This is a genomic window from Hypericibacter adhaerens (genome assembly GCF_008728835.1).
In the GTDB taxonomy this organism is placed as follows: domain Bacteria; phylum Pseudomonadota; class Alphaproteobacteria; order Dongiales; family Dongiaceae; genus Hypericibacter; species Hypericibacter adhaerens.
In genome coordinates this window covers 2,903,137-2,929,338 of the sequence record NZ_CP042582.1, presented here as the reverse complement: position 1 = coordinate 2,929,338, position 26,202 = coordinate 2,903,137, and the positions used below count along the sequence as shown (strand labels likewise).

27 protein-coding genes and 1 pseudogene are annotated in these 26,202 nt (G+C 67.9%); 16 read left to right on the top strand and 12 right to left on the bottom strand.

Annotation, left to right across the window (positions count from 1 at the left end; all coding sequences use genetic code 11):
• Positions 1-73 precede the first annotated feature (73 nt).
• Positions 74-1,063: an MBL fold metallo-hydrolase gene (locus tag FRZ61_RS12750; protein ID WP_151118083.1), complete on the top strand. Its 990-nt coding sequence runs from the start codon at positions 74-76 to the stop codon at positions 1,061-1,063.
• Positions 1,064-1,085: 22 nt separating this feature from the next.
• On the opposite strand, the gene FRZ61_RS12745 is transcribed toward FRZ61_RS12750, so the two are convergent.
• The 3 genes from FRZ61_RS12745 to FRZ61_RS12735 all read right to left on the bottom strand — a co-directional run bounded on the left by FRZ61_RS12745 (position 1,086) and on the right by FRZ61_RS12735 (position 2,632).
• Complete coding sequence (locus tag FRZ61_RS12745) at positions 1,086-1,460, bottom strand: c-type cytochrome (RefSeq protein WP_151118082.1); 375 nt, start codon at positions 1,458-1,460, stop codon at positions 1,086-1,088.
• A gap of 184 nt (positions 1,461-1,644) precedes the next feature.
• Positions 1,645-1,965, bottom strand: coding sequence for an SH3 domain-containing protein (locus FRZ61_RS12740; protein WP_151118081.1), 321 nt, complete (start codon positions 1,963-1,965; stop codon positions 1,645-1,647).
• 349 nt (positions 1,966-2,314) lie between these two features.
• A complete protein-coding gene (locus FRZ61_RS12735; RefSeq protein WP_151118080.1) occupies positions 2,315-2,632 on the bottom strand; it encodes an SH3 domain-containing protein in 318 nt (105 codons plus the stop codon).
• A 407-nt stretch (positions 2,633-3,039) separates the two neighbouring features.
• Between FRZ61_RS12735 and FRZ61_RS12730 the strand changes: the two genes are divergently transcribed.
• From FRZ61_RS12730 to FRZ61_RS12690, 9 genes are all read left to right on the top strand, one after another.
• Entirely contained in the window at positions 3,040-3,798 is a 759-nt protein-coding gene (locus FRZ61_RS12730) for a GntR family transcriptional regulator (RefSeq protein WP_151118079.1), read from the top strand.
• Positions 3,795-5,210, top strand: a complete 1,416-nt coding sequence (locus FRZ61_RS12725; protein WP_151118078.1) for a xylulokinase — start codon at positions 3,795-3,797, stop codon at positions 5,208-5,210. Before FRZ61_RS12730 ends, FRZ61_RS12725 begins: the two co-directional genes overlap by 4 nt.
• 3 nt (positions 5,211-5,213) lie before the next feature.
• On the top strand, positions 5,214-6,221 hold the full coding sequence (locus FRZ61_RS12720; protein ID WP_151118077.1) for a zinc-dependent alcohol dehydrogenase: 1,008 nt from the start codon (positions 5,214-5,216) through the stop codon (positions 6,219-6,221).
• Positions 6,221-6,982 (top strand): class I fructose-bisphosphate aldolase, encoded by a 762-nt coding sequence (locus FRZ61_RS12715; protein ID WP_151118076.1) that lies wholly within the window; start codon positions 6,221-6,223, stop codon positions 6,980-6,982. The genes FRZ61_RS12720 and FRZ61_RS12715 overlap by 1 nt, the downstream gene beginning before the upstream one ends.
• Positions 6,983-6,991: 9 nt before the next feature.
• Positions 6,992-7,771 carry an SDR family NAD(P)-dependent oxidoreductase gene (locus tag FRZ61_RS12710; RefSeq protein WP_151118075.1) on the top strand — a complete coding sequence of 260 codons (780 nt, stop codon included), beginning with the start codon at positions 6,992-6,994 and terminating at the stop codon, positions 7,769-7,771.
• The gene (locus FRZ61_RS12705; protein WP_151118074.1) at positions 7,771-8,832 is read left to right on the top strand and encodes a quaternary amine ABC transporter ATP-binding protein; all 1,062 of its coding nucleotides are present in this window, start codon (positions 7,771-7,773) and stop codon (positions 8,830-8,832) included. Before FRZ61_RS12710 ends, FRZ61_RS12705 begins: the two co-directional genes overlap by 1 nt.
• Positions 8,825-10,090 carry an ABC transporter permease gene (locus FRZ61_RS12700; protein ID WP_151118073.1) on the top strand — a complete coding sequence of 422 codons (1,266 nt, stop codon included), beginning with the start codon at positions 8,825-8,827 and terminating at the stop codon, positions 10,088-10,090. Before FRZ61_RS12705 ends, FRZ61_RS12700 begins: the two co-directional genes overlap by 8 nt.
• Before the next feature lie 84 nt (positions 10,091-10,174).
• Positions 10,175-11,185, top strand: coding sequence for an ABC transporter substrate-binding protein (locus FRZ61_RS12695; RefSeq protein WP_191909434.1), 1,011 nt, complete (start codon positions 10,175-10,177; stop codon positions 11,183-11,185).
• Positions 11,186-11,286: 101 nt separating this feature from the next.
• Positions 11,287-11,877: a hypothetical protein gene (locus FRZ61_RS12690; protein WP_151118071.1), complete on the top strand. Its 591-nt coding sequence runs from the start codon at positions 11,287-11,289 to the stop codon at positions 11,875-11,877.
• Here FRZ61_RS12690 and FRZ61_RS12685 read toward each other — a convergent pair.
• From FRZ61_RS12685 to FRZ61_RS12660, 6 genes are all read right to left on the bottom strand, one after another.
• Positions 11,847-12,770, bottom strand: coding sequence for an ROK family protein (locus FRZ61_RS12685; protein WP_191909433.1), 924 nt, complete (start codon positions 12,768-12,770; stop codon positions 11,847-11,849). The genes FRZ61_RS12690 and FRZ61_RS12685 overlap by 31 nt on opposite strands.
• Before the next feature lie 155 nt (positions 12,771-12,925).
• Positions 12,926-13,780, bottom strand: a complete 855-nt coding sequence (locus FRZ61_RS12680) for a cupin domain-containing protein (RefSeq protein WP_151118069.1) — start codon at positions 13,778-13,780, stop codon at positions 12,926-12,928.
• Between the two features lie 21 nt (positions 13,781-13,801).
• Positions 13,802-14,818 carry an alpha/beta fold hydrolase gene (locus FRZ61_RS12675; protein WP_151118068.1) on the bottom strand — a complete coding sequence of 339 codons (1,017 nt, stop codon included), beginning with the start codon at positions 14,816-14,818 and terminating at the stop codon, positions 13,802-13,804.
• Positions 14,819-14,877: 59 nt separating this feature from the next.
• Positions 14,878-15,705 (bottom strand): hypothetical protein, encoded by an 828-nt coding sequence (locus FRZ61_RS12670; RefSeq protein ID WP_151118067.1) that lies wholly within the window; start codon positions 15,703-15,705, stop codon positions 14,878-14,880.
• Positions 15,706-15,728: 23 nt separating this feature from the next.
• Complete coding sequence (locus FRZ61_RS12665; protein ID WP_151118066.1) at positions 15,729-16,925, bottom strand: amidohydrolase family protein; 1,197 nt, start codon at positions 16,923-16,925, stop codon at positions 15,729-15,731.
• 6 nt (positions 16,926-16,931) lie between these two features.
• On the bottom strand, positions 16,932-17,753 hold the full coding sequence (locus tag FRZ61_RS12660; RefSeq protein WP_151118065.1) for a TauD/TfdA dioxygenase family protein: 822 nt from the start codon (positions 17,751-17,753) through the stop codon (positions 16,932-16,934).
• A gap of 391 nt (positions 17,754-18,144) precedes the next feature.
• On the opposite strand from FRZ61_RS12660, the gene FRZ61_RS12655 reads away from it, so the two are divergent.
• From FRZ61_RS12655 to FRZ61_RS12640, 4 genes are all read left to right on the top strand, one after another.
• Positions 18,145-18,558, top strand: a complete 414-nt coding sequence (locus tag FRZ61_RS12655; protein ID WP_151118064.1) for a hypothetical protein — start codon at positions 18,145-18,147, stop codon at positions 18,556-18,558.
• A 668-nt stretch (positions 18,559-19,226) separates the two neighbouring features.
• Positions 19,227-19,649, top strand: coding sequence for an alternative ribosome rescue aminoacyl-tRNA hydrolase ArfB (gene arfB / locus FRZ61_RS12650; RefSeq protein WP_151120804.1), 423 nt, complete (start codon positions 19,227-19,229; stop codon positions 19,647-19,649).
• A gap of 182 nt (positions 19,650-19,831) precedes the next feature.
• Positions 19,832-20,605, top strand: a complete 774-nt coding sequence (locus tag FRZ61_RS12645; RefSeq protein WP_151118063.1) for an aspartyl/asparaginyl beta-hydroxylase domain-containing protein — start codon at positions 19,832-19,834, stop codon at positions 20,603-20,605.
• Positions 20,606-20,639: 34 nt separating this feature from the next.
• Positions 20,640-21,404, top strand: a complete 765-nt coding sequence (locus FRZ61_RS12640) for an SDR family NAD(P)-dependent oxidoreductase (RefSeq protein WP_191909432.1) — start codon at positions 20,640-20,642, stop codon at positions 21,402-21,404.
• 10 nt (positions 21,405-21,414) lie between these two features.
• On the opposite strand, the gene FRZ61_RS12635 is transcribed toward FRZ61_RS12640, so the two are convergent.
• Positions 21,415-21,813 (bottom strand): VOC family protein, encoded by a 399-nt coding sequence (locus FRZ61_RS12635; protein ID WP_151118061.1) that lies wholly within the window; start codon positions 21,811-21,813, stop codon positions 21,415-21,417.
• Between the two features lie 125 nt (positions 21,814-21,938).
• On the opposite strand from FRZ61_RS12635, the gene FRZ61_RS12630 reads away from it, so the two are divergent.
• Positions 21,939-22,742, top strand: coding sequence for a M55 family metallopeptidase (locus FRZ61_RS12630; protein WP_151118060.1), 804 nt, complete (start codon positions 21,939-21,941; stop codon positions 22,740-22,742).
• Between the two features lie 58 nt (positions 22,743-22,800).
• On the opposite strand, the gene FRZ61_RS12625 is transcribed toward FRZ61_RS12630, so the two are convergent.
• Together FRZ61_RS12625 and tauD are read right to left on the bottom strand one after the other, a co-directional pair.
• On the bottom strand, positions 22,801-24,225 hold the full coding sequence (locus FRZ61_RS12625; protein WP_191909431.1) for an FAD/NAD(P)-binding protein: 1,425 nt from the start codon (positions 24,223-24,225) through the stop codon (positions 22,801-22,803).
• Positions 24,226-24,278: 53 nt separating this feature from the next.
• A complete protein-coding gene (tauD, locus tag FRZ61_RS12620) occupies positions 24,279-25,133 on the bottom strand; it encodes a taurine dioxygenase (RefSeq protein WP_151118058.1) in 855 nt (284 codons plus the stop codon).
• Positions 25,134-25,311: 178 nt separating this feature from the next.
• Here tauD and gcvA point away from each other — a divergent pair.
• Positions 25,312-26,172 (top strand): annotated as a pseudogene (gene gcvA / locus FRZ61_RS26615) (transcriptional regulator GcvA); the annotation flags it as partial.
• Positions 26,173-26,202 lie beyond the last annotated feature (30 nt).

Here is a 26,202-nt window from a genome sequence, read left to right as displayed (position 1 = left end):
GCGTCGGCTCCGCTGTTGGCGCCCGGGTCTCCGGGCTGCTATATCCGAAAGTCGTCGGGAACAGGAGCCGTCCATGACCCTTTCGTTTCATCTCAACCGCGTTGCGGCCACGGCGGTGCTTTCGCTCTTGGCATTCGGCGCCTTCATGTCCGATGCCGCCCTGGCGGCAGCCCCGCAACAGAGAAATCAGGCACCGGGATTCTATCGCCTGATCCTGGGCGATTTCGAGATCACCGCGCTCAGCGACGGCACCGCCGACTTCCCGATGGACAAGATCCTGATCGGCGCCAAGCCGGGCGAGGTGGAGGCGGCCTTCGGCCAGGCCTTCCTCAAGCTGCCGGTCGAGACCTCGGTCAACACCTTTCTCATCAACACCCGCACCAAGCTGGTGCTGGTCGATGCGGGCGCCGGCGATCTCTTCGGTCCGACGCTGGGCCATACGGTCGAGAATCTTCGCGCCGCTGGCTACCGGCCCGAAGAGGTCGATGCGGTCCTCATTACGCATTTCCATGGCGATCACATCGGCGGCCTGGAGCATGAAGGGAAGCTGGTGTTCCCGAACGCGACGGTCTATGTGAACGAGAAGGACCGGAGCTACTGGCTCAACGAATCCAACGAAGCGAACGCTCCCGACGATGCCAAGCCCAGTTTCAAGATGGCGCGGCTGGCCCTGAGCCCCGCGCTCGGCGCCGGCAAGGTCAAGCCCTTCAGCGGCGACACGGTGATCTTCCCCGGCATCAAGGCGATCGAGGCGCCCGGCCATACGGCGGGCCACACGATCTATCAGATCGAGAGCGAGGGGCAGAAGCTTCTGCTCTGGGGCGACCTGATGCATGCGGCGGCGGTGCAGTTCCCCGATCCCGAGGTGGCCGTTCAGTGGGACTCCGATCCGAAGCAGGCGGTCGCGACCCGCGAGAAGATCCTCGCCGACGCCGCCAAGAACGGCTACTGGATCGCGGGCGCCCACCTGCCGTTCCCGGCCTTCGGCCATATCCGCGCCGACGGGAAGGGCTATGTCTATGTGCCGATCAACTACACGATGAACCGGCCGCCGAAGAACTGATGCACCAGGGCGCCGTCGTTATTCACGGCGTCGTCAGCGTCTTCAGGTAGGCGACGATGTCCGCGCGGTCCTCGGGCTTGGGCAGCTTCACCAGCATGCTCGTGCCCGCTACCGCTTTGGCGGGATCGGCCAGATAGCTGTCGAGTGTCTGATCGTCCCAGACGATGCCCGAAGCCGGCAGCGCCTTCGAGTAGCGGAAGCCTTCCACCGTGCCGGCCTTGCGACCGAACACGCCGGAAAGGTGCGGACCGGCCTTGTTCTGATCCGTGACGGCGTGGCAGGTCGAGCAGCGGCTGAAGAGGGCCTTGCCATGGGCGGCATCGCCGTCCGCGTGAGCGGCGGCGGTTGTGCCGATGGCGGCAGCAAGGACGAGCAGCGAAGCGCTGAGACGACGCATGGGGAGACCTCCCGTTCGGTGGCTTTGCAGCTAGGAACGGGGCCCGTGACATTCAAGCGACGCCCAGGGCTTCGCCCAGCCCTGCCGCGAGGCGGGCTGTCGGCGGCTCTGTGAGGAACTTGTCGAGCGGCTTCGAGACCAGCCGGTCATGAGCCGGTCTCGCGCGGTCGTCGCCGGCGTCGGCTCAATCCCGCAGCAGGTAGCGGGCGATATAGCCTTCCTTGTCGCCGACCTTGACATGGACCCATTTGCCGCCGTCGACCATGTTGATCACCGTGACCTTGGTGCCGCGGGGCAGCTTGTCGATGACCTGGCTGCGGGTGCTCGGCTCGAGCCGGAGATTGACGTCGCCGCCGCCGCTGCTGACGGTCATCGTGCCGTCGGCCACGCTCAGGGCGAGCGTCGAGCCCGGCGGCAAGAAGGGAACGGCGATCGGGCCGGCGAGAACCGGGCTGACGGCAAGAAGGCTGGCCACGAAAGCGGTGGCGGCGATGCGGACAGACATGAGAGGGATCCCCTTCGTTTGAGCTCATTCCCGAAGGCCCATCGCACGCGCCGCTCCCTGGCGACGAACGGCAGCCGCGACGGAGGCACCCTGCGCGCGGACGGGCCGGCGAAATCGAGGACGATCGTCGAGGAACAGCTTCCGCCCGTGGGATCGGCCGCGAACACGCCGATCGCGACCGCCCGTTCGCAGCGGCGGAAGCATGGCTTCCTAAGACAAAAGTCCGCCGCCGATCATAGCGCCGGTTTCCCGCCCGTCGATCAGGATTTCCCCGGGGGCGGGCAGGGAAATCGAGAAGGGGAAGCCATGGCGCCGGTGCCGCAAGGCAGCGGTACCGGCGCCATGCGCGCTACTTCAACAGATTGCGCGCGATGTAGCCTTCCTTGTCGCCGACCTTCACGTGGTACCACTTCCCGCCGGCCGCCTTGCCAAGGACGGTGACCTTGGTCCCCGCGTTCAGCTTCTCGATCAGCTGGCTGTGGCTGGTGGGTTGCTGGCGCAGGTTGGCGTAACCCTCCTTGTTCGAAACCGTCATCGTCACGTCGGCGACGGTGACGAGCGCCGATGAGCCGGGCGGCGTCGGCAGCGGCAGCGGGCTCGCCTGGGCCGTGCCCGCGGCGAGGAGTCCAAGGACAGCGGCAATCGCGAGCGGAGTCAGGAGACGCATGGGGATTCCTTTCAAGTGGGGTTTCAAGCCGGCAGAGCCGGTCGCGGGCGGTTTGCCGAAGATCGAAGGCACCGGCCTTCGTTCCGGCGGGCGTTGAGGGCGATCAACGTCTCAACGCAATCGCACCGGCCCGCGCTGGCGAATCGGTTTCCTCTCGTGAACACAAGGTCATGCTGCGCGACTTGTGCGGTCGCCGCGTAGTGACGAACGCGTAATCTTGGCGTTCGCCGCACGACCATGGCCCTCAGCACCGCCGCCGGGGCGGCAGGCCGGCACGGATCGCCACACGGACTGGAGGCACGAACGCAGAGCGCGGCGATCGCCTTGAATCGAAACCTCTCGCCAGGGCGGAATTTATCTGGCATCTTTCTGGTATTGCACTGGTATTATCCAGCTTTGGACATGTCATGCCCCGATCTCAGCTCGTCACCGCCGGGACGCTGGCCCAGGTACAGCCGCGCTACGTGACGGTGGCCGAGACGCTGGCCCGGCAGATCGGCGAGGGCGAGCTCAAGCCCGGCGCGCAGTTGCTGGGCGAGCGCGAGCTCTGCAAGCGCTTCGATGTCAGCCGCGTGACGATCCGCCGGGCGCTGGCCGAGCTGCGCGACCGCGGCCTGATCGATTCCGACGGGGCCCGGGGCTGGTTCGTGAACCAGCCCAGCCTCGGCGAGCCCAACGAGCTGATGGGCTTCAGCGAGATGGCCCGCGGGCGCGGGCTCGATCCGCGCTCGGTCGTGCTGGTTTCGAAGGCCCGTCCCGCCGAGATCGACGAGGCCGACGATCTGCGCATCGCGCCGGGCAGCGACCTGTTCGAGCTGAAGCGCGTGCGCAAGCTCGACGGCATCGCGGTGGCGATCGAATGCAGCCGGATCCCGCTGCGCTACGCGCCGGGCCTGGTGAAGATCGATTTCGCCGCGCATTCCCTCTATGACGCGCTGCGCGAGGCGGGCTGCGCGCCGGCCTTCGCGGAATACGTGCTGCAGGCGGTGTCGACCTCGAGCGAACAGGCGCCGCTGCTCGGCGTCGAGCCGGGTTCGCCGCTCCTGATGGCGAGCGCCGTCACCCATGATCGCGGCGGCCGGCCGATCGAGCTCAGCCACAGCCTGTTCCGGGGCGACCGCTACCGCTTCCGCACCACGCTCTATCGTTCGCGGCGCGACGCATGACCGGCTGCTATCTCGGCATCGATCTGGGCATCTCCGGGGCGCGGGCCGCGGTGCTCACCGATGCAGGCCGGACGATCGGGCAGGGCCGCAGCGCCGGAAGCGGCGGCGCCAACCGGCAGGCCGAGTACGAGCGCGAGCCGCGCGATTGGAGCCTGCAGCTCACCGAGGCCTGCCGCCTGGCGGTGCAGCAGGCGGGCCATCCCCGCGTCGAGGCGATCGGCATCGGCGCGCTCGGGCCCTGTCCGGTGCTGCTCGACCGCGACCTCCGGCCGCTGGGGCCGGCGCCGCTCTTCTCCATGGACGGCCGCGCCGAGGCGACGCGCATCGCGCTGCGCGATGCGCGAGGGCTGAACGACGAGACGCTGGGGCCCGATCACGTGATCCCGCGGCTGCACTGGATCCGCGAGCAGGAGCCGGAGCGTTTCGCCCAGGCCGCCTGGTGCGTGGATGCGGCGGGCTATCTTGTGAGCGACCTGACGGGCGCGCTCGTGATCGATCCGATCACGCTCTGCGATCACGCGGCGCCCGGCCTGCCGTCGCCGCTGCCCACGCCGCCGGTGCAGGCGGCGGATGCGATCGCGGGCGGCTTGAGCGCGGGCGCGGCCGAGCGGCTCGGCCTGCCGGCCGGCATCCCGGTCACGGTCGGCACCTATGATTGTTTCGTCGACATTGCCGGCAGCGGCGTGATCGAGCCGGGCGCGGCCTGCATGCTGCTGGGCTCGACCCTGGTCATGGGCCGGGTCGTCGAAGAGGCGCGCTGCGGCCAGGGAATGAGGCTGACCCCCCATGTGGGCCAGGGCCACTTCCTCGGCGGCTGGACCTCTTCCTGTGGCAGCCTGATCGATTGGGCGCAGCGTCTCTATGGCCAGGACGCGATGGCGGCGGCGGAGACGCTGCCCCCCGGCGAAGGCGGCCTCGTCATGCTGCCTTACGTCGCCGGCGAGCGCACGCCGGTCTGGGATCCCCAGGCGCGCGGCGTCATCGTCGGCTTGGCGCTGCATAACGACGCGCCGCAGCTCGCCCGCGCGGCGCTCGACGCGGTGGCGCTGTCGGCGATGGACCTGACGCGCCGGCTCGTCGCTTTGTCGGGGCCTTTGGCGAGCTTCCGCGTCAATGGCGGGGGCGCCCGCCATCGCGGGCTGGTGCAGGCGATCGCCGACGCCACCGGGGTGGCGCTCGAGATTCTGGCCCATCCCGGCGAGGCGCAGGCGCCGGCCTGGCTCGCGGCGCGTGCCCTGGGCCGGCGGCTGGAACCCGCCGTCGATCGCGTTGTCACGCCCGATCCCGCGCGCCACCAACGCTATGCGGAGCTCTTCGACGTCTACCAGGCGCTTTACCCGCGCCTGGCTTCCACCATGCACAGCCTGGCGCAGCAGGCCCTGCCGCAGCATCAGCAGAAACACAAGGATTAGAGAATGACCGCGACGTCATCCGCGCCGTCGAAAATGCGCGTCGCCCGGCTCCATGGCATTCGCGACATGCGTGTCGAGGAGATTCCCGTGCCGGCGACGCCGGCGGGCCAGCTCCTGGTCAGGATCGAGGCTTGCGGCGTCTGCGCGACGGACTCGCGCAAATACGAGATCGGCGTCAACGACGGCGAATATCCCTTCAATCCCGGCCATGAATGGCTGGGCCGTGTCGCCGCGGTGGGCGAGGGCGTCAGCGGCTGGAAGGTCGGCGACCGGCTCTATGGCGACGTCTATGGCGGCTATGCCGACTATGCGCTGATCCCGGTCGATCCCATCGCCTGGTCGCGCGGACCCTTGCGCCTGCCCGAGGATCTGCCGCTCGAGCGCGCGATCCTGATCGAGCCGCTGGCCGACTGCCTCCATGCGGTCCATGACCAGGCGCGGCTCAAGCCCGGCGACTATGCGATCGTCATCGCCGCCGGCGTGATGGGCCTGAAGATGGTGGCGGAGGCGGCACGGCTCGGCGTCCATACCCTCGTGGTCGAGCCGCTCGAAGCGCGGCGCCGGCTGGCGCTCCAGTTCGGCGCCGAGCGGGCCGTGCCGGCCGAAGGTTGGCAGGACGCGGCCAGATCCTGGGCCGGCGCGCATAAGGGCGTCGATGCGGTGATCCTCACCATCGGCGATCCGGCGATGGTGCAGCCCTGCGTTTCCGTCTGCCGGCCGGGCGGGCGGGTCGTGCTTTTCGCCGGATTCGGCAACCGGCCCGAGGCGACCGTCAACGTCAACGACCTGCATTATCGCGAGATCTCGATCGTCGGCAGCGAGTGGGTCGGCACGCCGCCCAACCAGTGCCGCAACCGCTACGACCAGGCGCTCGAGCTGCTGCGCGATCCCACGCTGCCCTTCCAGGATCTCATCACCTCGCGCTGCGGCTTCGCCGATGTCGAGGCCGCGATCGTCCGCCGGCAGAGCTTCGCCGGTCTCAAATCCATGTTCGTTCCGGAGTCCCGTTGATGGTTCTGCCCGATTTCCTGGCCGAGGATGGCAAGAGCGTTATCATCGCCATCGACCACACTCTCTATTCCTGGCCCTGTCCCGGGCTCGAGGATCGCGGCCGCATCATCGACAAGGTCGCCGCCGCCGGCGCCGACGGCATCATCGCGAGCTACGGCACGATCCGCGATTTCCGCGGCCGCTTCCTTCATGCCGCCCCGATCCTGAAGCTCGACATCACCACGCTCACCATGGGCACCAACTACGCCCTGACCGAGTATGTGATGGCCTATACGATCGAGGATGCGCGGCGGCTCGATGTCAGGACCGTGCTGACCTATATCCAGCTCGGTGCGCCTTTCGAGCTCGAGGCGCTGCGCCAGGCTGCGATGCTGGCGGCGCGCTGCGACAAGGAGGGCATGTCCTATCTCTGCGAGATCATGCCGGTCGAGAGCAAGACCTATCCCGATCCCGCGGCGCCCGAGGCGATCATCGCCGCCTGTCGCACCGGCGCTGAGCTGGGCGGCCACGCGATCAAGACCACCATGCCGGTGCCCTCGACCGCGATCGCCGAGGCCGTGAAGGCCTGCGGCGTACCGGTGATCCTGGCGGGCGGCGCCTTCGCCAAGGACCGGCAGCAGCTCATGAAGGATGTGGCGACGGCGATCGGGCAGGGGGCGGCCGGCGTCGCCTTCGGGCGCAATGCCTGGGGCGCGCCCGACCCCGGTGCCGTGGTGAGCGGCTTGCGCGAGATCATCCACCCCAGAGCAGGAAAGAGGTAGAGGCCCGCCATGGCGGCCAGCGCCGGACAGGAGCTCAAAGGTCGGGTCGCGATCGTGACCGGTGCCTCGAGTGGCATCGGCAAGGCGACGGCTGTGCTCTTTCGGCGGCGCGGCGCTCGGGTGCTGGCGGTCGCGCGCGACCGGAAACGGCTCGACGCCCTGGCCAAGGAGAGCGGTGCCGAGCCCTTCGCCGTCTCGCTCGACAGCGCCGAAGCCTGCGAGCAGACCGTCGCGGCGGCGCGCAAGCTGGGTCCGGTCTCGATCCTGGTCAATTGCGCGGGCCGGGGCGGGCATGAGGACAAGCCGATCTTCGACCAGTCGCCGGCGGAATGGCGCGCCACCATGGCGGTCAATCTTGATGCGCCCTTCGAGCTGACGCGGCTCGCCGCCCGCGACATGCGCGACCAGCGCTGGGGCCGCATCGTGATGGTGAGCTCGACGGCGGGCGAGGTGGGGGCACCGGCCATGTCGGCCTATTGCGCCTCGAAGCACGGGCTGATCGGCCTGATGCGCTCGGTGGCGCATGACGTGGCGCCCTATAACTGCACCTGCAACGCGGTGCTGCCGGGCTGGGTCAAGACCGAGATGGCCGACCGCGACGCCGAGAAGGAGGCGGCGCGCCGCGGCCTGACGGCGGCGCAGGTCTGGCAGGAACGCGCCGACGCCTATCCCGCCAAGCGCGTGCTGAGCGCGGAGGAAATCGCGGAAGTGATCGCGTTCCTGGCTTCGGACGCCGCCAGCGGCGTCAATGGCGAGGCCATGACGGTATCGCTCGGGAGCCTGTGGTGATGGCCGGGCGGAACGAGCAGCCCATCGTCGCCTGCCGCGGGGTCTGGAAGCTCTTCGGCGCGCGCGTCGAGGAGGCTCTGGCCGCGCTCCAGAAGGAGCCGCTCGGCAAGGCCGAGATCCTGAGCCGTTTCGACTGCGTGCTAGGCGTGGCCGACGCCAGCTTCGACGTCGGACCGGGCGAGATCTTCTGCATCATGGGGCTCTCGGGCAGCGGCAAGTCCACCCTGGTGCGGCATATCAACGGGCTGATCCAGCCGACGGTGGGGCAGGTGCTGATCGACGGCGAGGACATCGCCAAGAAGGATCCGGCGACCTTGCGCCGCCTGCGCGCCGAGAAGATCGGCATGGTGTTCCAGAACTTCGCGCTACTGCCGCACCGCACCGTGATCGAGAACGTCGCTTTCGGCCTCGAGCTGCGGAAGGTGCCGCGCGCCCAGCGCATGGCCCGGGCCGAGAAGGTGCTGGAGACGGTCCAGCTCGGCGGCTGGGCCCATCGCTGGCCGGACGAGCTCTCGGGCGGCATGCAGCAGCGCGTGGGCCTGGCCCGCGCGCTCGCCGGCGATCCCGAGATCCTGCTGATGGACGAGCCCTTCGGCGCGCTCGATCCCTTGATCCGCCGGCAGCTCCAGGACCAGTTCCTCGAGCTGTCGCGCGCGGTCCACAAGACCACGATCTTCATCACCCACGATCTCGAGGAGGCGTTCCGCGTCGGCTCGCGCGTCGCGATCATGCGCGACGGGCGCATCGTGCAGATCGGCACGCCGGTCGAGATCCTGCGCAACCCTGCCGACGACTATGTCGCGGATTTCCTGAGCGGCCTGTCGCCCGCCAAGGTCCTGCGGGCTTCCGACATCATGACGCCGCTGAACGGCCAGGGCTTGCCGACCGAGGCGGGAAGCTGGCCGAAGGCGAGGCCCGACAGCGACCTGGCCCTGCTCGCCGACCTGCTGACGGCGGAGGGCGACAGGGTGCTGATCGCCGACGACAAGGCGCAGGCGCTCGGCTGGGTCGATCGCGCATCGGTTCTGAAGACTCTGGCACGGAGGCAGCATTATGCTTGAGAATCCGTCGGCCGACAGCAGCCGCTTCGCCGTGCCCTTGGACGCGTCGACCATCGCCGCCGGCCTCCGCGCCTTCGTGATGGGACCGCTCTGGGCCGCCCAGCGCGGCCGCTGGTTCCTTTTCGCCGCTTCCGCCATCGCCGAGGTGACGGGACTGACGCTCCTGGTCCAGGGCTTCATGCCGCCGGTCGAGGATGTCGTGCCGACGCCCGGCCGCGGAGTCCTGATCATCGTCCTGGCGCGCCTCGTCATGGCGCTGATCGCCGCCTATGGCACGCCTTCGGACCGCATTCCCGACCATCGCCTCAGTCCGCGCCAGTCGCTCTGGGTCGGTATCGCCATCCTGGTCTTCGCCTATCCGCTGGTGGTCTATCGCTTCGCGGCACCGGCACCCTGGGAAGCGCTGGTCAGCTTTCCCGCCATCGATGGGCTCGACAGCGGCACCGCTCGCCTGTTCGACGTCGCCGTCGACTGGATGAAGAAGAGCTGGGTCGACTTCTTCGACGCCTTCACGGCGGGCCTGCGCGCGACATTGAATGCGATCGAGACCGCCTTCGGGCTGGCCCCCTGGCCGGTCGTCGCCATGACCGCGATGCTGGCCGCCTGGTATCTGTCGGGCCTGCGCGCCGTGCTCTTCGTCGGGCTCTCGCTGCTCTATCTCGGGCTCTTCAATTTCTGGGACAAGAGCATGTCGACCCTGGCGCTGGTGGCGACATCGGTCCTCATCTGCGTGGTGATCGGCATTCCGGTCGGCATCCTCTGCGCCAAGAGCCGGCGCGCCAATACGCTGATCGAGCCGCTGCTCGACGTGATGCAGACCCTGCCGACCTTCGTCTACCTGATCCCCGCGGTCGCCTTCTTCTCGATCGGCAAGCCGCCGGGCGTCATCGCCACGGTGATCTTCGCCGCGCCCTCGATCGTGCGGCTGACGGCGCTGGGCATCCGCCAGGTGCCGGCCCATGTGCGCGAGGCGGCCGACGCCTTCGGCGCCACGCCGGCGCAGATGCTGCTCAAGGTCGAGCTGCCGCTGGCGGTGCCCTCGATCCGGCTCGGCATCAACCAGACCATCATGATGAGCCTTTCCATGGTCGTCGTCGCCGCCATGATCGGCGCCGGCGGGCTGGGGCTCGAGGTGATCCACTCCCTGCAGCATCTGAAGACCGGCCAGGGGATTCTGGCCGGCATCGCCATCGTGGTCTGCGCCATGGCGCTCGACCGCATGGTCAGGCGCGAAGGCAGGGCGCGGAGACGGAAGTGAGGATTTCCACCGGGTCTTGAAGAAGAAATCCGGGGAGACAGTGAGGAAGCAAACCAGGAGGAGAGAATGTTGCGACGTCTGACAATGTTGGCCTCTGCCGCGATCGCCGTGCTGGCGCTCGCCGGCACGGCCGAGGCCAAGACCAAGGTGGTCATCGGCCAGCTCGACTGGCCGGGCTCGACCGCCATCGAGGAGGTCCTGAAGCAGGTCATGACCCAGTATCTCGGCGCCGATGTCGAGACCATCGCGGCCGCCCAGGAGGCGCTCTACGAGGCGCTCGACAAGGGCGACGGGTCGGTGGATATCGTGGCCGACATGTGGACCGACCATCTGCCGGAGCAGATGAAGAACTACGTGCTGCCCGGCGGCCACCAGTCGATCCTGCTCAACGCCACGCCCTATCTCGGCACCGAGGGCATCTTCATGCCGGCCTATGTGCAGGAGAAATACGGCGTGAAGGATCTGGCCGACCTGGCCAAGCCCGAGGTGGCCAAGCTGTTCGACAGCGACGGCAACGGCAAGGGCGAGATCTGGGCCGGCGCCGTGGGCTGGGAATCGACCAACCACACGCAGGTCCGCGCCAAGACCTACGGCTTCGACAAGACGATGGAGCTCACCACCGTCGACCAGGCGGTCTTCCTGTCCCAGCTCAAGGACGCCGAGGACAAGCAGAAGCCGATCGTCTTCTATTACTGGACGCCGGAATGGATCTTCGCGAAATACAAGCTGGTCGAGCTGCAGCAGCCGCCGTTCGACGGCTATACGACCGAGGACGCGAAGGGCACCGACCGCTACAACCCGAACGGCTGCTATACCTTCTACCAGCCGGCCCAGCGCAACGACTGGCTCGAGGCCTCGAGCATCAAATGCGGCCAGCCGCCGACCCGCGTGAACATCGCCTATGCGGCGGCGCTCAACAAGCGCGACCCCAAGATCGGGCAGTTCCTCAAGCAGGTGAAGCTCGACGCCGATGTGGTGAACCAGTGGATCCTGGAGATGGAAGTCGACCAGAAGCCGGTCGAGGACGTCGCCAAGGACTGGATCGCCAAGAACAAGGACATCGTCGAGAAGCAGTGGCTGGCCGGCGTCATCTGACGCGCCGGACCGTCACGGTCATGAGATGAGGGGAGGGAGCGGGCTGCCGCTCCTTCCCGTTTTCTTTCGCGAGGCAGGGTGGTCAGCCGAGGGTCTCCGCCATGATCTTTGCCGAATACATCGCCCGCGACCGCTCGATCGCGCTCGAGATCTTCCGCCATCTGGGGTACCAGGACTGGGCTTCCGACGAGGACGAGCGGGTGCTCAATATCGGCCGCACCATGAAGATCGGTCCCGAGCCGCATTACATGTGCTGGTGGCGGATCAAGTCGATGGCCCGGATGGACGGCTGGGAGGATTATTTCCGCACGGCCGAGGGCCGGCGCTATGCCCAGACCTCGCCGGTACCCCGCGCGATGAACTTCTATCGCTGCGGGATGTATGACGAGATCGTGGGAGAGGGCGCGCTGCCGGGTGGCCTGCATCTCGTGGAGTTCTTCGCCGCCGACGAGACGCCGGCCGAGGCGCTCGCCGATTGGTTCCGGGAACGGGCGCGGGCCGATGGCGTGGGCCGCCTCGGCCATGTCATCCGCCGCATCGGCTTGTCGGCGCCGGAGCCCGGCGGCATGGCGGTCTGGACCTTCAAGACCTATCTCGAGGCCGAGCCATTCCTGCGCCGCCGGCCGAAAGGCGGGCCTGCCCGGCTCGTCGATCTCGGCTTCTACCGCAATTTCGGCGAGGACATCGCATAGGCGCGCAACGCCGCGCCCAGCAGCGCCGCGTCGCCGCCCAAGGAACCTTTGAGGATCGGCAGGCTGCGGGTCTCGGCACTCCAGACATGGGCCCGCGTCTCGCGCTGGATCGCCTGCCAGAAGAGGCCTTCCGCGCGGGCAAGCCCGCCGCCGACGATGACCGCTTCGGGATCGAGGATGTTGACGGCGAGCCCGAGGCTCACGCCGATCGCGCGCGCGGCATCGAGCACGAGGCTCTGCGCGGGGCCGTCGCCCTCATCGGCGAGGGCGAGCAGCTCCTTGGCCGAGCGGCCGGGCAGGCCGATCTTCGCGGCGAGCCTCGCCAGGCCTTCGCCGCCCGCGACATCCTCCAGGATCTGCGTGACGAGCTCGCCGCCGGGTGCCCGCACCGAGATCGGGCTGCTGGCGAGGGCGAGCGCATGGCCGCGATGGCCGGCATGGGGCGCACCGCCCAGCACGAGGCAGGAGCTGATGCCGGTGCCGAGATTGAGATAGAAGAATTGCCGCAGCCGCCGGCCGGCGCCGAGGCGGGCCTCGGCCAGCGCCGCGGCGCGGACATCGGATTCGATGACGGTCGGCAGGATTTCGGCGAAGCGCGCCGCCGGATCGAGTTCCTCCCAGCGCACGCGATGCCCGCTGCGCACCTGGCCGCCGAGATCGACCAGCTCGCAGATCGAGACGCCCAGCGCGAGGGGCTTGTCCTCGCGGTGATCGATGAAGGCCGCAACCTGCCGGGCCAGATCGGCGAGGAAGCTCTCGCCGCTCGCCTCGCCGGTCGGCGTCGGCAGCAGCACCTTCTCCAGGACCTCGCCGTCAGGCAGCCGTACCGCGCCGATCGCAGTCTTGGTGCCGCCGATATCGATCCCGATGACGGTGGTGGGCTCCGAAGTCACGTCAGGTTCCCGCCCTGTTATCGGTCATTGCCTCTGCCGTCATCCCCGCGCAAGCGGGGATCCACGTCGAAGCCTGGTGACCTGCATCAAGATGGATCCCCGCTTGCGCGGGGATGACGTTGAAGTGTGGGTGGGTTGAAACGAATTTCAACCGCTCACGCTTGTTTGTACTGCGGCGCGATGCCGAACAGGAACTCGGCCGGCTCCGACCCCATGTTGTGATACTGGTGCGCCGTGCCTTCCGGCACGAAGAAACCGTCCTTGGGATGAAGCTCGAACCAGCGCTGCCCTTCGGCTTCGGGCGCCAGCAGGTTGAGCTCGCCCGAGAGGACGTAGAGTCCTTCGTCGCCGCCATGGATCTCGAGGTCGGATTTCTGCCCGGGCAGCAGCCGCATCCGGCCGACGGTCAGCTGGTCGGTCGCGGCATAGAGCCCGACCAGGGCGCCTTGCGTCTTGCCCTGGAGGCGCCAATGGAGGTCCGCGTCACGCAGGACGGTCATGGTCTCGGCCCGGCGCAGCGCTGCGGCTTCCATCGGGAAGCGGCCGAAGACCTCGGGGCGCTCATATCGAGAGTCCGTGAGATAGGGGCGGGTGCGCGCATAGGCGCCCGAGGTGCCCTTGGCCGGCGGCGGCGCGTAGAACTCCAGCACGCGCAAAGGTTCGGTGCCGAGGCTGAAGCCGTGATGCCAGGTGTCCTTGCGGAAGAAGACGGCCTCGCCCGCTTGCGCGACATGGACCTCGCCCGTTTCCGGGTTGGCGCAGCCGAAGGTGCCTTGCAGCACATAGAGCACCTCGTCGGCGCCGAAGACGGTGCGGTATTCCTCGGAGTGGCGGAAGGCGCCGCCCGAGGGCAGACCGAAGACGAGCTGGTGGATCTTGTCGCTCGAGACATAGATCCAGTCGTCCACCTGGCCCGATTTCTCGTCGCCCCAGAGATGGCGCGTGACCTGATCGAAGCGGATATGGGTCGGCCGATCGAAGGTCGGCCGGGGCGAGGGACGGTAGCTCATGAATGTCTCCGGGGCGGCGGGTCAGCGGGGAAGGGATTTGACGAAGGCCGCGACGTCGCCGGCGAGCTCGTTCGCGGCTTGCCAGGGCACGGCATGGCCGACATCGTGGCGGCTGTCGTCGCTGCTGGCGACTGCGCGATAGGTGCAGTTGCGCCAGATCGTGCCATGGCGGCGATGGGCTTCCGACATCGCATGTTCCAGCACGCGCTGGTCGGGCTCGACCGGGAAGATCTCGTCGCGCGCCGCCGAGATCACCAGGCTCGGCACGCGAAGATCCGCGAGCCGGTCGGTCGTCTCCATCTCGAGCAGGCCTGCGAAGGCGCCGAACCAGGTGGCGAGCGGAATATCGGCCGTCCATTCGACGGCGGCGGCGCAGAGCGCCGGATCGGCGCCCGGCGTCACGCACCAGACATCGCGCAGCCAGGTCATCAGGGAGGGATCGAGCTGGCGCATGGTGAAGCCGGCGATGCCGCCCGGATAGCGCAGCCCCTTGGCCTCGGCCAGCGCCGGCAGGCGGCGGCCGAAGAGCTCGCCTTTGACGTCGCGGACGAAGAGCGGGTTGTCGCGCGCGTTGGAGGTGGTCGCCACCATCACCAGCCCGAGGAGGCGGTCCGGATGGCTGAGCGCGACCTCCTGCCCGATCAGGCCGCCCAGCGAATGACCGACCAGGATCGCGCGCTCGATGCCGAGCGCATCCAGGAGCCCCACCGCGTCCGCCGCGTAATCGGCGAGGCGGAAGCCGTCGGCGGTGATGTGGGCCGACGGCGCCAGCACCGGCAGGGACGAGCCGCCATGGCCGCGCAGATCCTGGCTGATCCAGGGGATCTCCACCGCGACCCGGCGCAGCGCGTCGGTAAAGGGCGCCCAGGTGGCGCGGTTATCGGTGATGCCATGGACCAGGAGGAGCGGGACCGTCGGTTCGTCGCCCGACCGCGACCAGGCGATCTCCATGCCCGAGGCGAGCCGGGCCTTGCCGTGGCGCAAAGCGCCCGGACCAGTCGCCGGGGACGGGCTCTTGTCGGCGGATTCCGGGCTCATGGGAGCGGGTCACCATCACGTTAGATACCAGTTAGATACCACAATGGGTCCAGTAAAGACTAGGGTTCCGATGCGCTGCACACGCAGTCATGGTCGGCCGGTTTGAAGCGTGGGCAATCGGCCGGCAGGAGCCAGTCGAGCCGATAGCTTCCGGCCGCTGGCACGAGGCGCACCAGGAAATGGCGCATGCCGATATAGATGACACCATCCGGCATCTCGACGATCGAGCTCGGAAACAGTCCGCGGAAGTCGACGCTGAGGATTGTTTGCATGGAGCCGGACGAGGGAACGCGGACGAGCTGTGCCGGTGTGACGATGACGATGCTTCCATGAGGAGAGAGAAACGAGGCTCCAGGCATTCCCTGGACATTTGCAATGTGCGTCGCCGTCGGAGGGATCACGCTCTCATCGCTGAGGCGCCATATTGCCCCATCGCCATCGCCAAGCCAGCCAGGAGAACCGGTGAGCAGAAAATTGCCGAAGGGCGCGTGAACGAGCGACAGCACGTTCTCGGCCAGGATCGTTGCGCGCGTGGAGCCATTGGAAGCGGCCCACTCCAGCTTTCCACCCCACTCGCCCAGATTCACGCCGGCAAGACGCCCACCGGCATAGGGAACGTTCAAAGGTCCTGGCAGGATGGCAGGGCCGCTGTTCAGCTGCAGAGTGCCGTTTGACACCTGGGCAAATCGGTTCACCCAGGCGTGGGCGACACATTCGCGGTCCGCGTCACTCAATTCGCCAGTCTTGTAGACCCACCACCCGTCGGGCGGCGCCAGAGGATCGGCGGCCGGGGCCGTCGAATGCCCGATGAACAGGCAAACCAGCATCGCCGCCGCGCCGGTCAGCTTGAGATGGCGGGCAAAAGCGGCAGTGATCGATATCGTCATGACGCCTTTCGATTCTCGTGACGTCAGAGCCGGCTATCGATGAACTTCCCGTCCTTGGCGACGACTTTGCCGCGCGCGATCACGGTGCGCTCGGCCGGGCGGCGCACCACCGCGTCGCCGATGGTCTCGGCCTCGACCAGGACGAGGTTGGCCTCGTGCCCGACCGCGATGCCGTAGTCATGCAGGCCCAGCGCCCGGGCGCCATTGTCGGTGACGGTGGCGAGGGCGGCCGCCAGCATCTCGTCCTTCGACCAGTCGAGGCGGTAGGCGAGCAGCATGGCGCGCTCGAGCATGTCGCCATTGCCGAAGGGCGACCAGGCGTCCCGGATCCCGTCGGAGCCGCAGCAGATATTGACGCCGATCTCGCGCAGCCAGGTCGCGGGCGGGATCTCGGTGTCGGCGGGCGCCGAGGTCATCAGGCTGATCTCGAGATCGGCCAGACGCTGCGCCAGCGCCTCGATCCGGGCGCGCGGCACCTGCCCCAGGCAATAGGCGTGGCTCACCATCACCTTGCCCTTGAGCCCCGTGGCCGCGGTGAAGTCGGCGATACGCTCGATCTGCCAGACGCCGGATTCCTCGCGGTCATGGAGATGGATATCGACACCGCGCCCATATTTGCCCGCGAGCCCGAACACGGTCTCGAGATGGCGGATCGGATCGCGGTCGATGCCGGCAGGATCGAGGCCGCCCACCGTCTCGACGCCGAGCTTGATCGCTTCCTCCATGAGCGCCGCCGTGCCCGGCCGGATCAGCAGGCCGGTCTGCGGGAACACGACGAACTGCATCTCGGCGATGTCGCGATAGCGCTCGCGCAAGGCGAGCATCGCCTCGACATGGGCGAGGCCGAACTCCGGGTCGATGTCGATATGGGAGCGGAAATGAAGCGTGCCCCGGGCGATGCAGGCTTCGAGCAGCCCGCCGGCGCGCCTCGCGATCGGCACCGTCACCTCGCGCAGGATGCGGCGCTCATTCTCGATATAGTCCTTGAGCGTCGGGCCCGCGCTGTTGGGGCGCCAGGGCAACCCCCACAGCGTCTTGTCGAGATGCGTGTGGCTCTCGACCAGCCCCGGCAGGAGCAGCCGGCCTTTGCCGTCGAGCGCGGGGATGCCGGGAGCCGCCAGGCCGACGCCGATCGCGGCGATGCGGCCGCCGCGGATGACGAGATCGACGGTCGGACCGCCCAGGATGCGGACGTTCCGGATCGCGAGATCGCCGGACATGACAGGTCAGGCGGCCGGCAGCACCGTCACGCGATGCATCTCGCGGACCTGCGGGTAATGGTCGCCCACCGCGAAATGCTGGGTCGCCATGTTGTCCCACATCACCACGGTGCCGGGCTCCCAGCGCAGCCGCATCTGGAAGGTCGCGTTCTTCACCATGTCGAACAGCATGCGCAGGACAGGCCGTCCCTCATGCTCCGGCAGCTCGTGGATATGGCTGGTGAAGGACTCGTTGACATAGACCAGCGGCCGTCCGGTCCTGGGATGCGGCTTGATGATCGGATGGCGCGCGCGGTTGGCCTCGCGCTCGACCTGGTCGAGGATGGCGACGCGCTCTTCCTTGCGGTCCCGCACATAGGCGAAGCCGGTCTGGAAATCGTGGACCGCGGTCAGCCCGCCCAGGAACTGGCGCATCGGTTGGGAAAGCGCGTCATGGACCGCATGCATGTTGCACCAGAGCGTGTCGCCGCCCGAGGGCGGCAGGGTCACGCCATGGAGGATCGAGACCGCCGGCGGATGGGCCTTGCAGCTCAGGTCGCTGTGCCAGACCTCGTTCTCCGGCGGATGGTCCTTGTCGTTGCGGATGATCATGATCGGTTCGTGGCCCGGCACATGATCGTAGAGCGGATGGCGCGGGGCGATCGTGCCGAACACATGGCCGAGCCGGACATGGGCCTCGGGCGTCAGCTGCTGGCCGCGGAAGACCAGGACCAGCTTCTCGGCCAGGAGCTTGCGCAAGTTCGCGGCGGCGATGTCGTCGGCGACCCGGGTGAGGTCGTAGTCGTGGATCTCGGCGCCGAAATGGGCGGTGAAGGGCACGAGACGCATGGCGGATCGCGGAGCTCCTGGCTGATGGCGGCGCGGCCCCGGGGGAAGGTTTCCGGGATTACGGTTCCGAAAGGCCGCGGCTCTCGCTTGAGAATGCCAGCAGTGCGGCCGGCCGGGTAGGGGCGCGGTCGGTTGGCGAAGAGGACCGCGTCTTTGGCCAGGGCTTCAGGTCTTCGGCAAGTCGCCGTGGCGCTTTATTCATGAGATTCCAGTCATGGTGTTTAATTTCATGAAGAGAACCTTGGTCGTTCATGAAATCGACGACATAAGAACAAAATCCCCAAGAAATGACACAATCGCGGCAGAAATCAGGGCCCGCCGCGGGCAGGCCCTTGAGTGGGTGCGGTCCGGCGGCAGCAACCATTCCCTTTGCCAACGGAGGCAGCCAATCATGTCCACCATTCGTGTTTCGAAGGGGCTTCGTGCCCTCGGTATCGGCGCCGTCAGCCTTGTGGCGGTCGCCACGGCCGCGCTCGCGGCCGATCTGTCCAAGGAGGCCGCGACCGCGGGCAGCCATGCCGGCATGGCCGCCAGCTCGGCCGACCTCAAGACCCTCGACAGCCACCTCAAGATGACCATCAACTGCCTGGTGGGTCCCAAGGGGAAGGGCTTCGATGCCAAGGTTGCCAATCCCTGCAAGGATCTCGGCAACGGCGCCATTGCCGATGCCTCCGGCAACGCCGCCGACCAGAAGATTCTGAAGCAAGCCCTTTCCAAGGCCCAGGCCGGCCTGACCCAGAAGGACCTCGCCAAGGCCAAGGCCGACGCGACGGCGACCGAGACCCTGCTCAAGAAGGTCATGTAAGGCCCGGCCTCTTGACGGCCTGCAACCTGCCGGTGGACTCTGGATGCAGAAATCCCGGCGGCGCGGTTTGATCACCCCTCCCGGATGACCAATCCGTCCTGGTGCCGCCCTGAACCCGAGGGTGTACCGGCATGGCTCGCAAGCCGAAGGCGACGTCCCCGAAAACCGCGCCCCAGAAAGGCGCGGTTGCGAAAGCGGCAACGGGTGCGTCGGAGAAGAAGGACAAGTCCGCAGCCCGGCGTCCGGCGGCAAAGCCGCCGGCGCCGGGAGCGGATGACGGCGGCGAGTTCGCTTCGCCGGCCTGTTCGGCCCATGAGGTCGATCCCAGCTATATGATGGCCCCTACGAAGCCGGTCCCATCCGCGCCGGCCGGCCCGGCGGAGAAGCCGAAGACGGAATCGGCAAGCCCGCAGCCGGCGCCCGATGCAAATACCGGCAAGAGCGGGGATGCGCCGGCGGCGAAGGCGCCAGCCAAGCCGGCCCGCCCTGTCAATCAGCCGCCCAAGCCGAGCTGGGCCGACCGGCATGGCCATGCGCCCCGCAGCCATGGCCAAGGCCGGATGCGGGTCGGGCGACCCCACGGCCGCGGGCAGGGCGGCTAAGCTCCTCGCGCTTCCGCCCCTCGCGAACCCTGACGCGACCCTGATCGATGAGCTAGCGTGGCGCGCATGATTCGCGTCACGCGCCATATCGCCCTCGACGAGTCGGAAATCGCGGAGAGCTTCATCCGCGCCTCCGGCCCCGGCGGGCAGAACGTCAACAAGCTCTCGACCGCGGTGCAGCTGCGCTTCGATGCGCGCCAGTCGCCCTCCTTGCCGGAAGAGGTGCGCGCGCGGCTGGAGCGGCTGGCCGGCAAGCGATTGACCCGCGAGGGGGTCATCGTCATCACGGCGCAGCGGCACCGAACCCGGGAGCGCAACCGCGAGGACGCGCTCGAGCGGTTGCTGGCCCTGATCCGCCAGGCGGCCGAGCGGCAGGCGGTTCGCCATCCGACTCGACCGACCCAGGCCTCCCGGCGGCGTCGGCTCGAGGGCAAGCGACGGCGGTCCGGCGTCAAGAATCTCCGCCGGGATCAGATAGATCGGGACTGACGATGGGATCGCTCATGAAGGTTTGGTCAAATTGGGTGAGGCGTCTTGCCGCTCCCGTGTCACTGCGGGAAGAGTGGCGAACACCCTGATTGGAAATGCAATCCGGCCATATTATGGTCCGGCTTCCCGGTGGGCGGGCCCGGGGTAAGGTCAACCCAGTTTAAGAATCGGGGAAGAAGCGAATGGCAGCGAAGAAGCGCTCCTGGCTCGGCAAGCGGATCGTCCGCTTCGGCAAGAAGGCGCGGTTCCGTCTCGGCCGGCTGCTGGCCGCCCAATCGACCGTGCCGAACAGCCCGGTGCTCGATCTGGCGCTGTTCCCGTCCCTGGTGCCGCTCGAGGCGCATTGGCAGGAGATCCGCGCCGAGTTCGACCGGATCTATGCCGAGCCCGAGAAGCTGCCCTCGTTCCACGAGATCTCGCCGGACCAGAAGCGGATCTCGAAGGGCGGCCATTGGAAGGCCTTCGTGCTCTATGGCTTCGGCGAGCGCAGCGAGCGCAATTGCGGGGTCTGCCCGAAGACGGCGGCGCTGCTGGCCGGCATCCCCCACCTGCAGTCGGCCTGGTTCTCGATCATCGGGCCGCATTACCACATCCCCGCCCATAGCGGCGTGACCAAGGGCATCCTGCGCGCCCATCTCGGGCTCAAGGTGCCGACGGACGCGGAACGCTGCTCGATGCGCGTCGACAAGGAAAAGATCGTCTGGCGCGAGGGACGCTGCGTCGTGTTCGACGATTCCTACGATCACGAGGTCTCGAACGATACCGACGAGACGCGGGCGATCCTGCTGCTCGATTTCGACCGGCCGATGCGGCCGCTCGGCCGGGCCGCGCACCGTTTCTCGATCTGGGCCCTCAAGCAGTCGCCTTACTTCCGCGATGCCAAGCGCAACATGATCGCCTGGGAGGATCGCTTCGAGGCGAACTACCACGCCTGGGAGACGGCGGCGCGCTCGTGAACTTGCCGCGAGGCCCGTTCCGGGAATCCCGCCCTTGACCGCGGCCGATCTGCCGGGCGTGACGGTCATCACCGGTGCCTCGGAGGGAATCGGGCGCAGCCTCGCGCTCGAGCTCGCCCGGCGCGGCGAGGCGGTGGCGCTGCTGGCGCGGCGCAAGCCCTTGCTCGACGAGGCCGTCGCGGAAATCGCCAAGGCCGGCGGGCGCGCGATCGCGGTGCCCTGCGATGTCACCGAGCGCGAGGCGGTGAGGGCGGCGATCGCCGGGATCGAGCAGTCCTTCGGGCCGGTCGAGCGGGTCATCGCCAATGCCGGCGGCGGCAAGCGCGCGCCGGGCGCGGCGCTGGATGCGGCCGCGATCGAGGCGACCATGCGCCTCAACTACATGGGCACCGTTCACACGATCGAGGCGGCCTTGCCCTTCATGCTGGCGCGCCGCCGGGGTCATCTCGTGATCATGAGCAGCCTCGCGGCCCTGCTGGGCTTGCCGGGGGCCGCGGGCTACAGCGCGGCCAAGGCGGCCGTGGCGAGGCTGGGCGAAAGCCTGCAGATCGACCTGGCCCCCCACGGCATCGACGTGACGCTGCTCTATCCGGGCTTCGTCGACAAGGGCGGCAAGAAGAAACGAAGGCCGCTCGCCATGTCCCTGGCCCGGATGACCCGGCGGACGGCCGACGCGATCCAGGCGCGCCGGCGCTGCTCCCTCTATCCGGCGAGCCTTCGCCTCCTGCTGGCGCTGGTGCGGGGGCTGCCGGCGGGCTTGCGGGTCTCGCTCCTGAGCCGGTTCGCCAAGAAGGGCTGAAGGCCGGGCGTCAGTCGCCTTCGGCCGCCGCGAAATCGAGCTCGACGCGGGCGCCGTTGGGATCGTGGAAGAAGACCTGCCAGGTGCCGACCACGCCCGCCTGCTTGCGCTTCACATATTTGATGCCGCGGGCCTCGAGCTTGGCGACGGTCTGGGCCAGGCCCTTGGCGGTATAGGCCATATGGTCGATCACGCCGGCGCGGGGATGGGGCATGGCGCGGCCCGCGATGACATGGAGCACCGCCTGGCCGGTATGGTCGGTCGGCTCCTGCGCATAGAGCCAGGCGCCGGGAAAGCCCAGATCGGGGCGGTATCCGTTCTTGAGGCCCAGGAACTCCTCGTAGAACGTCACCGTCACCCCGAGATCCTCGGCCAGGATGGTGAAATGGTTCATGCCCTGCGCGGTCATCGGCCTGGTTCCTTGCTGGCGGTGTCCCGTCCGACGGATAGCATCGCCCGCCACCCGAGCGATTGACAAGGCCGGCCGCTCGCGGAACGGTGCGGCTTGCGAACGGTCCCCACGGGAGTACTCCATTGAAGGTCTATATCAGCGCCGATATCGAAGGCATCGCCGGCATCGCCCATTGGGACGAGGCCAACCGCACCCATCCGGCCTACCCGGAATTCCGCGAGGAGATGACGCGGGAGGTGGTGGCGGCCTGCGAAGGCGCCGCGGCGGTCGGGGCCACCGACATCCTGATCAAGGACGCGCACAGCTCCGGCCGCAACATCCTGGTGGCCGAGCTGCCGGAATATGCCCGCATCGTGCGCGGCTGGAGCGGGCATCCCTATTCGATGATCCAGGAGCTCGACGAAAGCTTCGATGCGCTGGTCCTGATCGGCTATCACTCGCGCGCCGGCGCCGAGAGCAATCCGCTCGCCCACACCATGTCGCTGAAGGTGGCCGAGATGCGGATCAACGGCCAGCCGGCCTCCGAATTCATGCTCCAGACCTATGCCGCGGCCACCTATGGCGTGCCGGTCGCCTTCGTCTCGGGCGACGAGGGTCTCTGCGCCGATGTGAAGAAGGTCAACGAGAAGATCGGGACCTTCGCCATCAGCCGCGGCGTCGGCCATTCCACCATCAGCGTCTCGCCCGCGCGGGCCCTGCGCGGGATCCGCGAAGGCGTGAGCGCGGCGCTTCAGGAAGATCTCGGAGCCAAGAAGATCCGCCTGCCCAACGCCTTCACGCTCGAGATCAAGTTCAGCGACCCCGTGCAGGCCTACAAGGCCTCGTTCTATCCCGGCGCCACGCACAAGGGCGATCGCGTGATCGCCTTCGAGACCGGCGATTTCCTCGATGTGATGCGGGCGGTGAAGTTCACGCTCAGGGACTAGGGCGCTTCCCGATCGAGCGGGACCGGGAGGCGCCCCCGATGCGTCGCCGCAAAATGCTCTAGGACTCGATCGCCTCGAGGGAGCGTTCCGCCACGGCCGGTTCCGGGATCAGCCGCTCTGCCAACTGCTCGCAGACGACGCGGATGTCCGGGACGGCGATGATCTCCCAGAAGGTGCCTTTCGTGATCGGGCCGATCGCGAAGAGATCCGTCGCCGGCTTGCCGTTGCGGTTGACCACCGCGCCGTCGGGCTCGACCTCGATCCCGAGGCGCAGGGGATCGGGGCGGATCTGCCCGTCGCGCAGGAGCTGGCGCAGGAGCGGTTGATCGATCTTGGTGCAATCGGTGCGCGGCCCCGAGCAGTCGATGATGCGCTCGACCGTCAGCGACAGCGGGACCTGCCCGCCGCGGGGCGCGACCGTGATGGCGAAGCCGCCCGAGGGCCGGCGGTCCTTGCCGGTGATGCGTCCGGTCAGGAAGCGGAGCTGGCCGCTGCTCTGCGCACCGAGGATGCGTTCCATGATCTGCGGCGCGGTGCGGTGGCGGTGCACGTCCCACCAGGGCCGGAGATGGCGCAGGAAGCGCGCGCGCTGGGGCATGGAGAGTTCCTGCCAGATCCGCTGCGTATGCGGCCGGAGGCCGTCGATGACGACGCGCCAGCCGCGTCCCTGGGCCTCGGCTTCCCGGCAGGCGGCCCGGACCAGGCGCAGCAGGCTCACCAGCGAATCGCCGCGCGGCGGCTCGTTGAAGACCCATGGCGCCGGCAGGGCGCCGCCCTGGGTCTGGAGATGGACACGCGGCAGCAGGCCCCGGCGCGACAGCGCATAGATCGGCCCGCGATGGCCATGATCGAGCAGCGAGATCACCGTGTCGATCATGGTGAGGCCGGTGCCGAGGATCAGGACGGGACGGTCGGGCTCGAGGCCGGCCAGGACCTTGACGTCCCAGGGATCGCCGAAATAGCCGGGGGTCGAGCCCGCGGGCGGGAAATTGCCGATCGCCAGCACCGCCTCGTCGGCCGCGAGCCTGCGGCCCATGGCGAGCTCGATCTCCCAGCCCTGCTCGCGCCGGCGCAGGGCCACGACATCGTCGGTCACGAGATCGAGATGCCGGCTGCGCCCCTCGCGCCAGATGCGGTCGCCCAGGAGATGCTGCACATAGCGGCCGAACAGGCCGCGCGGCACGAAGCCGGTGGCACCCGGCGGTTCCGGCATTGCTGCCAGCTCCTCGCGCGGCAGCTCGCGCAGCCACTCGACGAAATGCGAGGGCCGCGACGAGATGGCGCTCATATTGCCGGCCCGTACATTGAGGAGATGATTCGAGTTGCCGGTCGAGTAGGCGAGGCCGAGCCCGAAGCGCTTGTTGCGCTCGATGAGCAGGATGCGGTCCCGCGGACCGCACCGGTTGAGCAGATGGAAAGCGAGCAGCGAGCCGCTGAACCCGCCGCCGACGATCGCGATGGTCTTGCCGCCTTGTCCAACCATGATGTCACCTTTCGGTAGGCGTGGAAGGAACGTCTCGATCGCTGGAGAAGAGATCATCGCGGCCGATCGCCGAGGATCGTGGCGCGATGCATCACCCGGCGGTGCGGCAGGTAGTCCGCCAGCGCGTAGTGCTGAGTACACCGGTTGTCCCACATCGCCACCGTGTTGGGCTTCCAGCGGTGGCGGACGGTGAATTCCGGCCTGGCGACGTGGGCGAAGATGTAGCGGAGCAGGCTGTCGCTCTCGCTTCGGGTGAGCTCGTTGATGTGGGTAGTGAAGCCCTCGTTCACGAACAGGCCCTTGCGTCCCGTCTGCGGATGGGTGCGGACGACCGGGTGGATGACGGGACGGTGCGTGGCCCGGGTTCGCAGCCATTTCGCCTCGTCGTCGGGCGTCGTCGCGTAGCGGGAGCGGGGGAAGGATTTCTCGAAATCGTGGGTGGCGGTCAGGCCGTCGAGCATCGCGCGCATCGAGGGCGAGAGCGTCTCGTAGGCGGCGATGCTGTTGGACCAGATCGTGTCGCCGCCGACCGGCGGCAGCTCCTTGGCATAGAGGACGGCGCCCAGGGGCGGCGTCTCGATGAAGGTGACGTCGGTGTGCCAGGTGTCGTTGTCCGGCGGATTGCCCTCATGGGTGTCGAGGATCAGCACCTCGGGCGTCTGCTCCACGGAGGGATAGATCGGGTGGATATGGAGCTTGCCGAACCGGCCCGCGAAGTCGCGATGCTGCTCGGGCGTGAGGGTCTGGTCCTCGAAGAACAGCACCTTATGGGCGAGGAGAGCCTGCTCGAGGCGGGCCTGGTTCTGGGGGTCGAGGGGTCTCGCCAGGTTGATGCCCTCGATCAAGGCGCCGATGGAGGGGCTCAACGGCGTCACGGTCAGGCGGCGGGCCAGAAGGATGTGATTCATCGAAACCTCCCTAGGGGCGTGGGTGGATAGACCCCGGCTTCGGCGAGCGGTTTCCCTTTGGAGCTCTGGCGTCGGGAGCTTTAGCCCCTCGGGATCGCTTTAGGCCTTGCTCTTCTTTTTAATCACTACTAAGCTGATAGACAAATAAGAGATTCTTTAGGATCTCGGGAGGTTCCTGATGGCAACGCGATCCCGACGACTTCCTTCGCTCAACGCCTTGCGTGCCTTTTGGGCTGCCGCCCGCCATGGCAGCCTGGTTCAAGCCGCCAGCGAGCTGCATGTGACGGCCGCGGCCGTCAGCCAGCAGGTCCGCCTGCTCGAGGATTCGCTGGGCGTTCCGCTGTTCGAGCGGACCAAGAAGGGGCTGGTCCTGACCGAGACCGGCTCGCGGATCCTGCCCGGGATCGACGACGCGTTCGGCCAGCTCCATGACACGCTGGCTATGCTCGATGGCGCCGAAGATGAGGGATCGCTCACGATCTCCGTGGCGCCGTCCTTCGCCACGAAATGGTTACTGCCGCGGCTCAGCCGCTTCATGACGCGTCATCCCGGGATCGAGGTGAACGTCAAGGCGAGCGCCGACCTCACCGATTTCGAGACCGACCGGGTCGATCTGGCGATTCGCTATGGCCGCGGCGGCTATCCCGGCCTGACGGCCGAGCAGTTCCTGCGCGACCGCCTTTTCCCGGTCTGCAGCCCTTCGCTCCTGGGCCGCCATGAGCCGGGCGATCTGGCGAAATTCCTCCAGACCGCGACCCTGCTTCATGACGACAGCAGCGATCAGCACAAGGCCTTCCCGGGATGGAAGATGTGGCTGAAGGCGGCGGGCATCGACGATCTCGTCGATTGGCGCAAGGGGCCGCATTTCGACCATTCGGTGCTGGCGATCGAAGCGGCGCTCTCGGGCCTGGGCGTCGCGCTCGCCGCGCCCTCGCTGGTCGGTGCCGATATCGATGCCGGCCGCCTGGTGCGCCTGCCCGGCAAGGCGATGGAGATGGAGTTCGCCTATTACCTCGTCTATCCGCCGTCCCATGCCGCCTCGCCCAAGCTGCAGGCGATGCGGCAATGG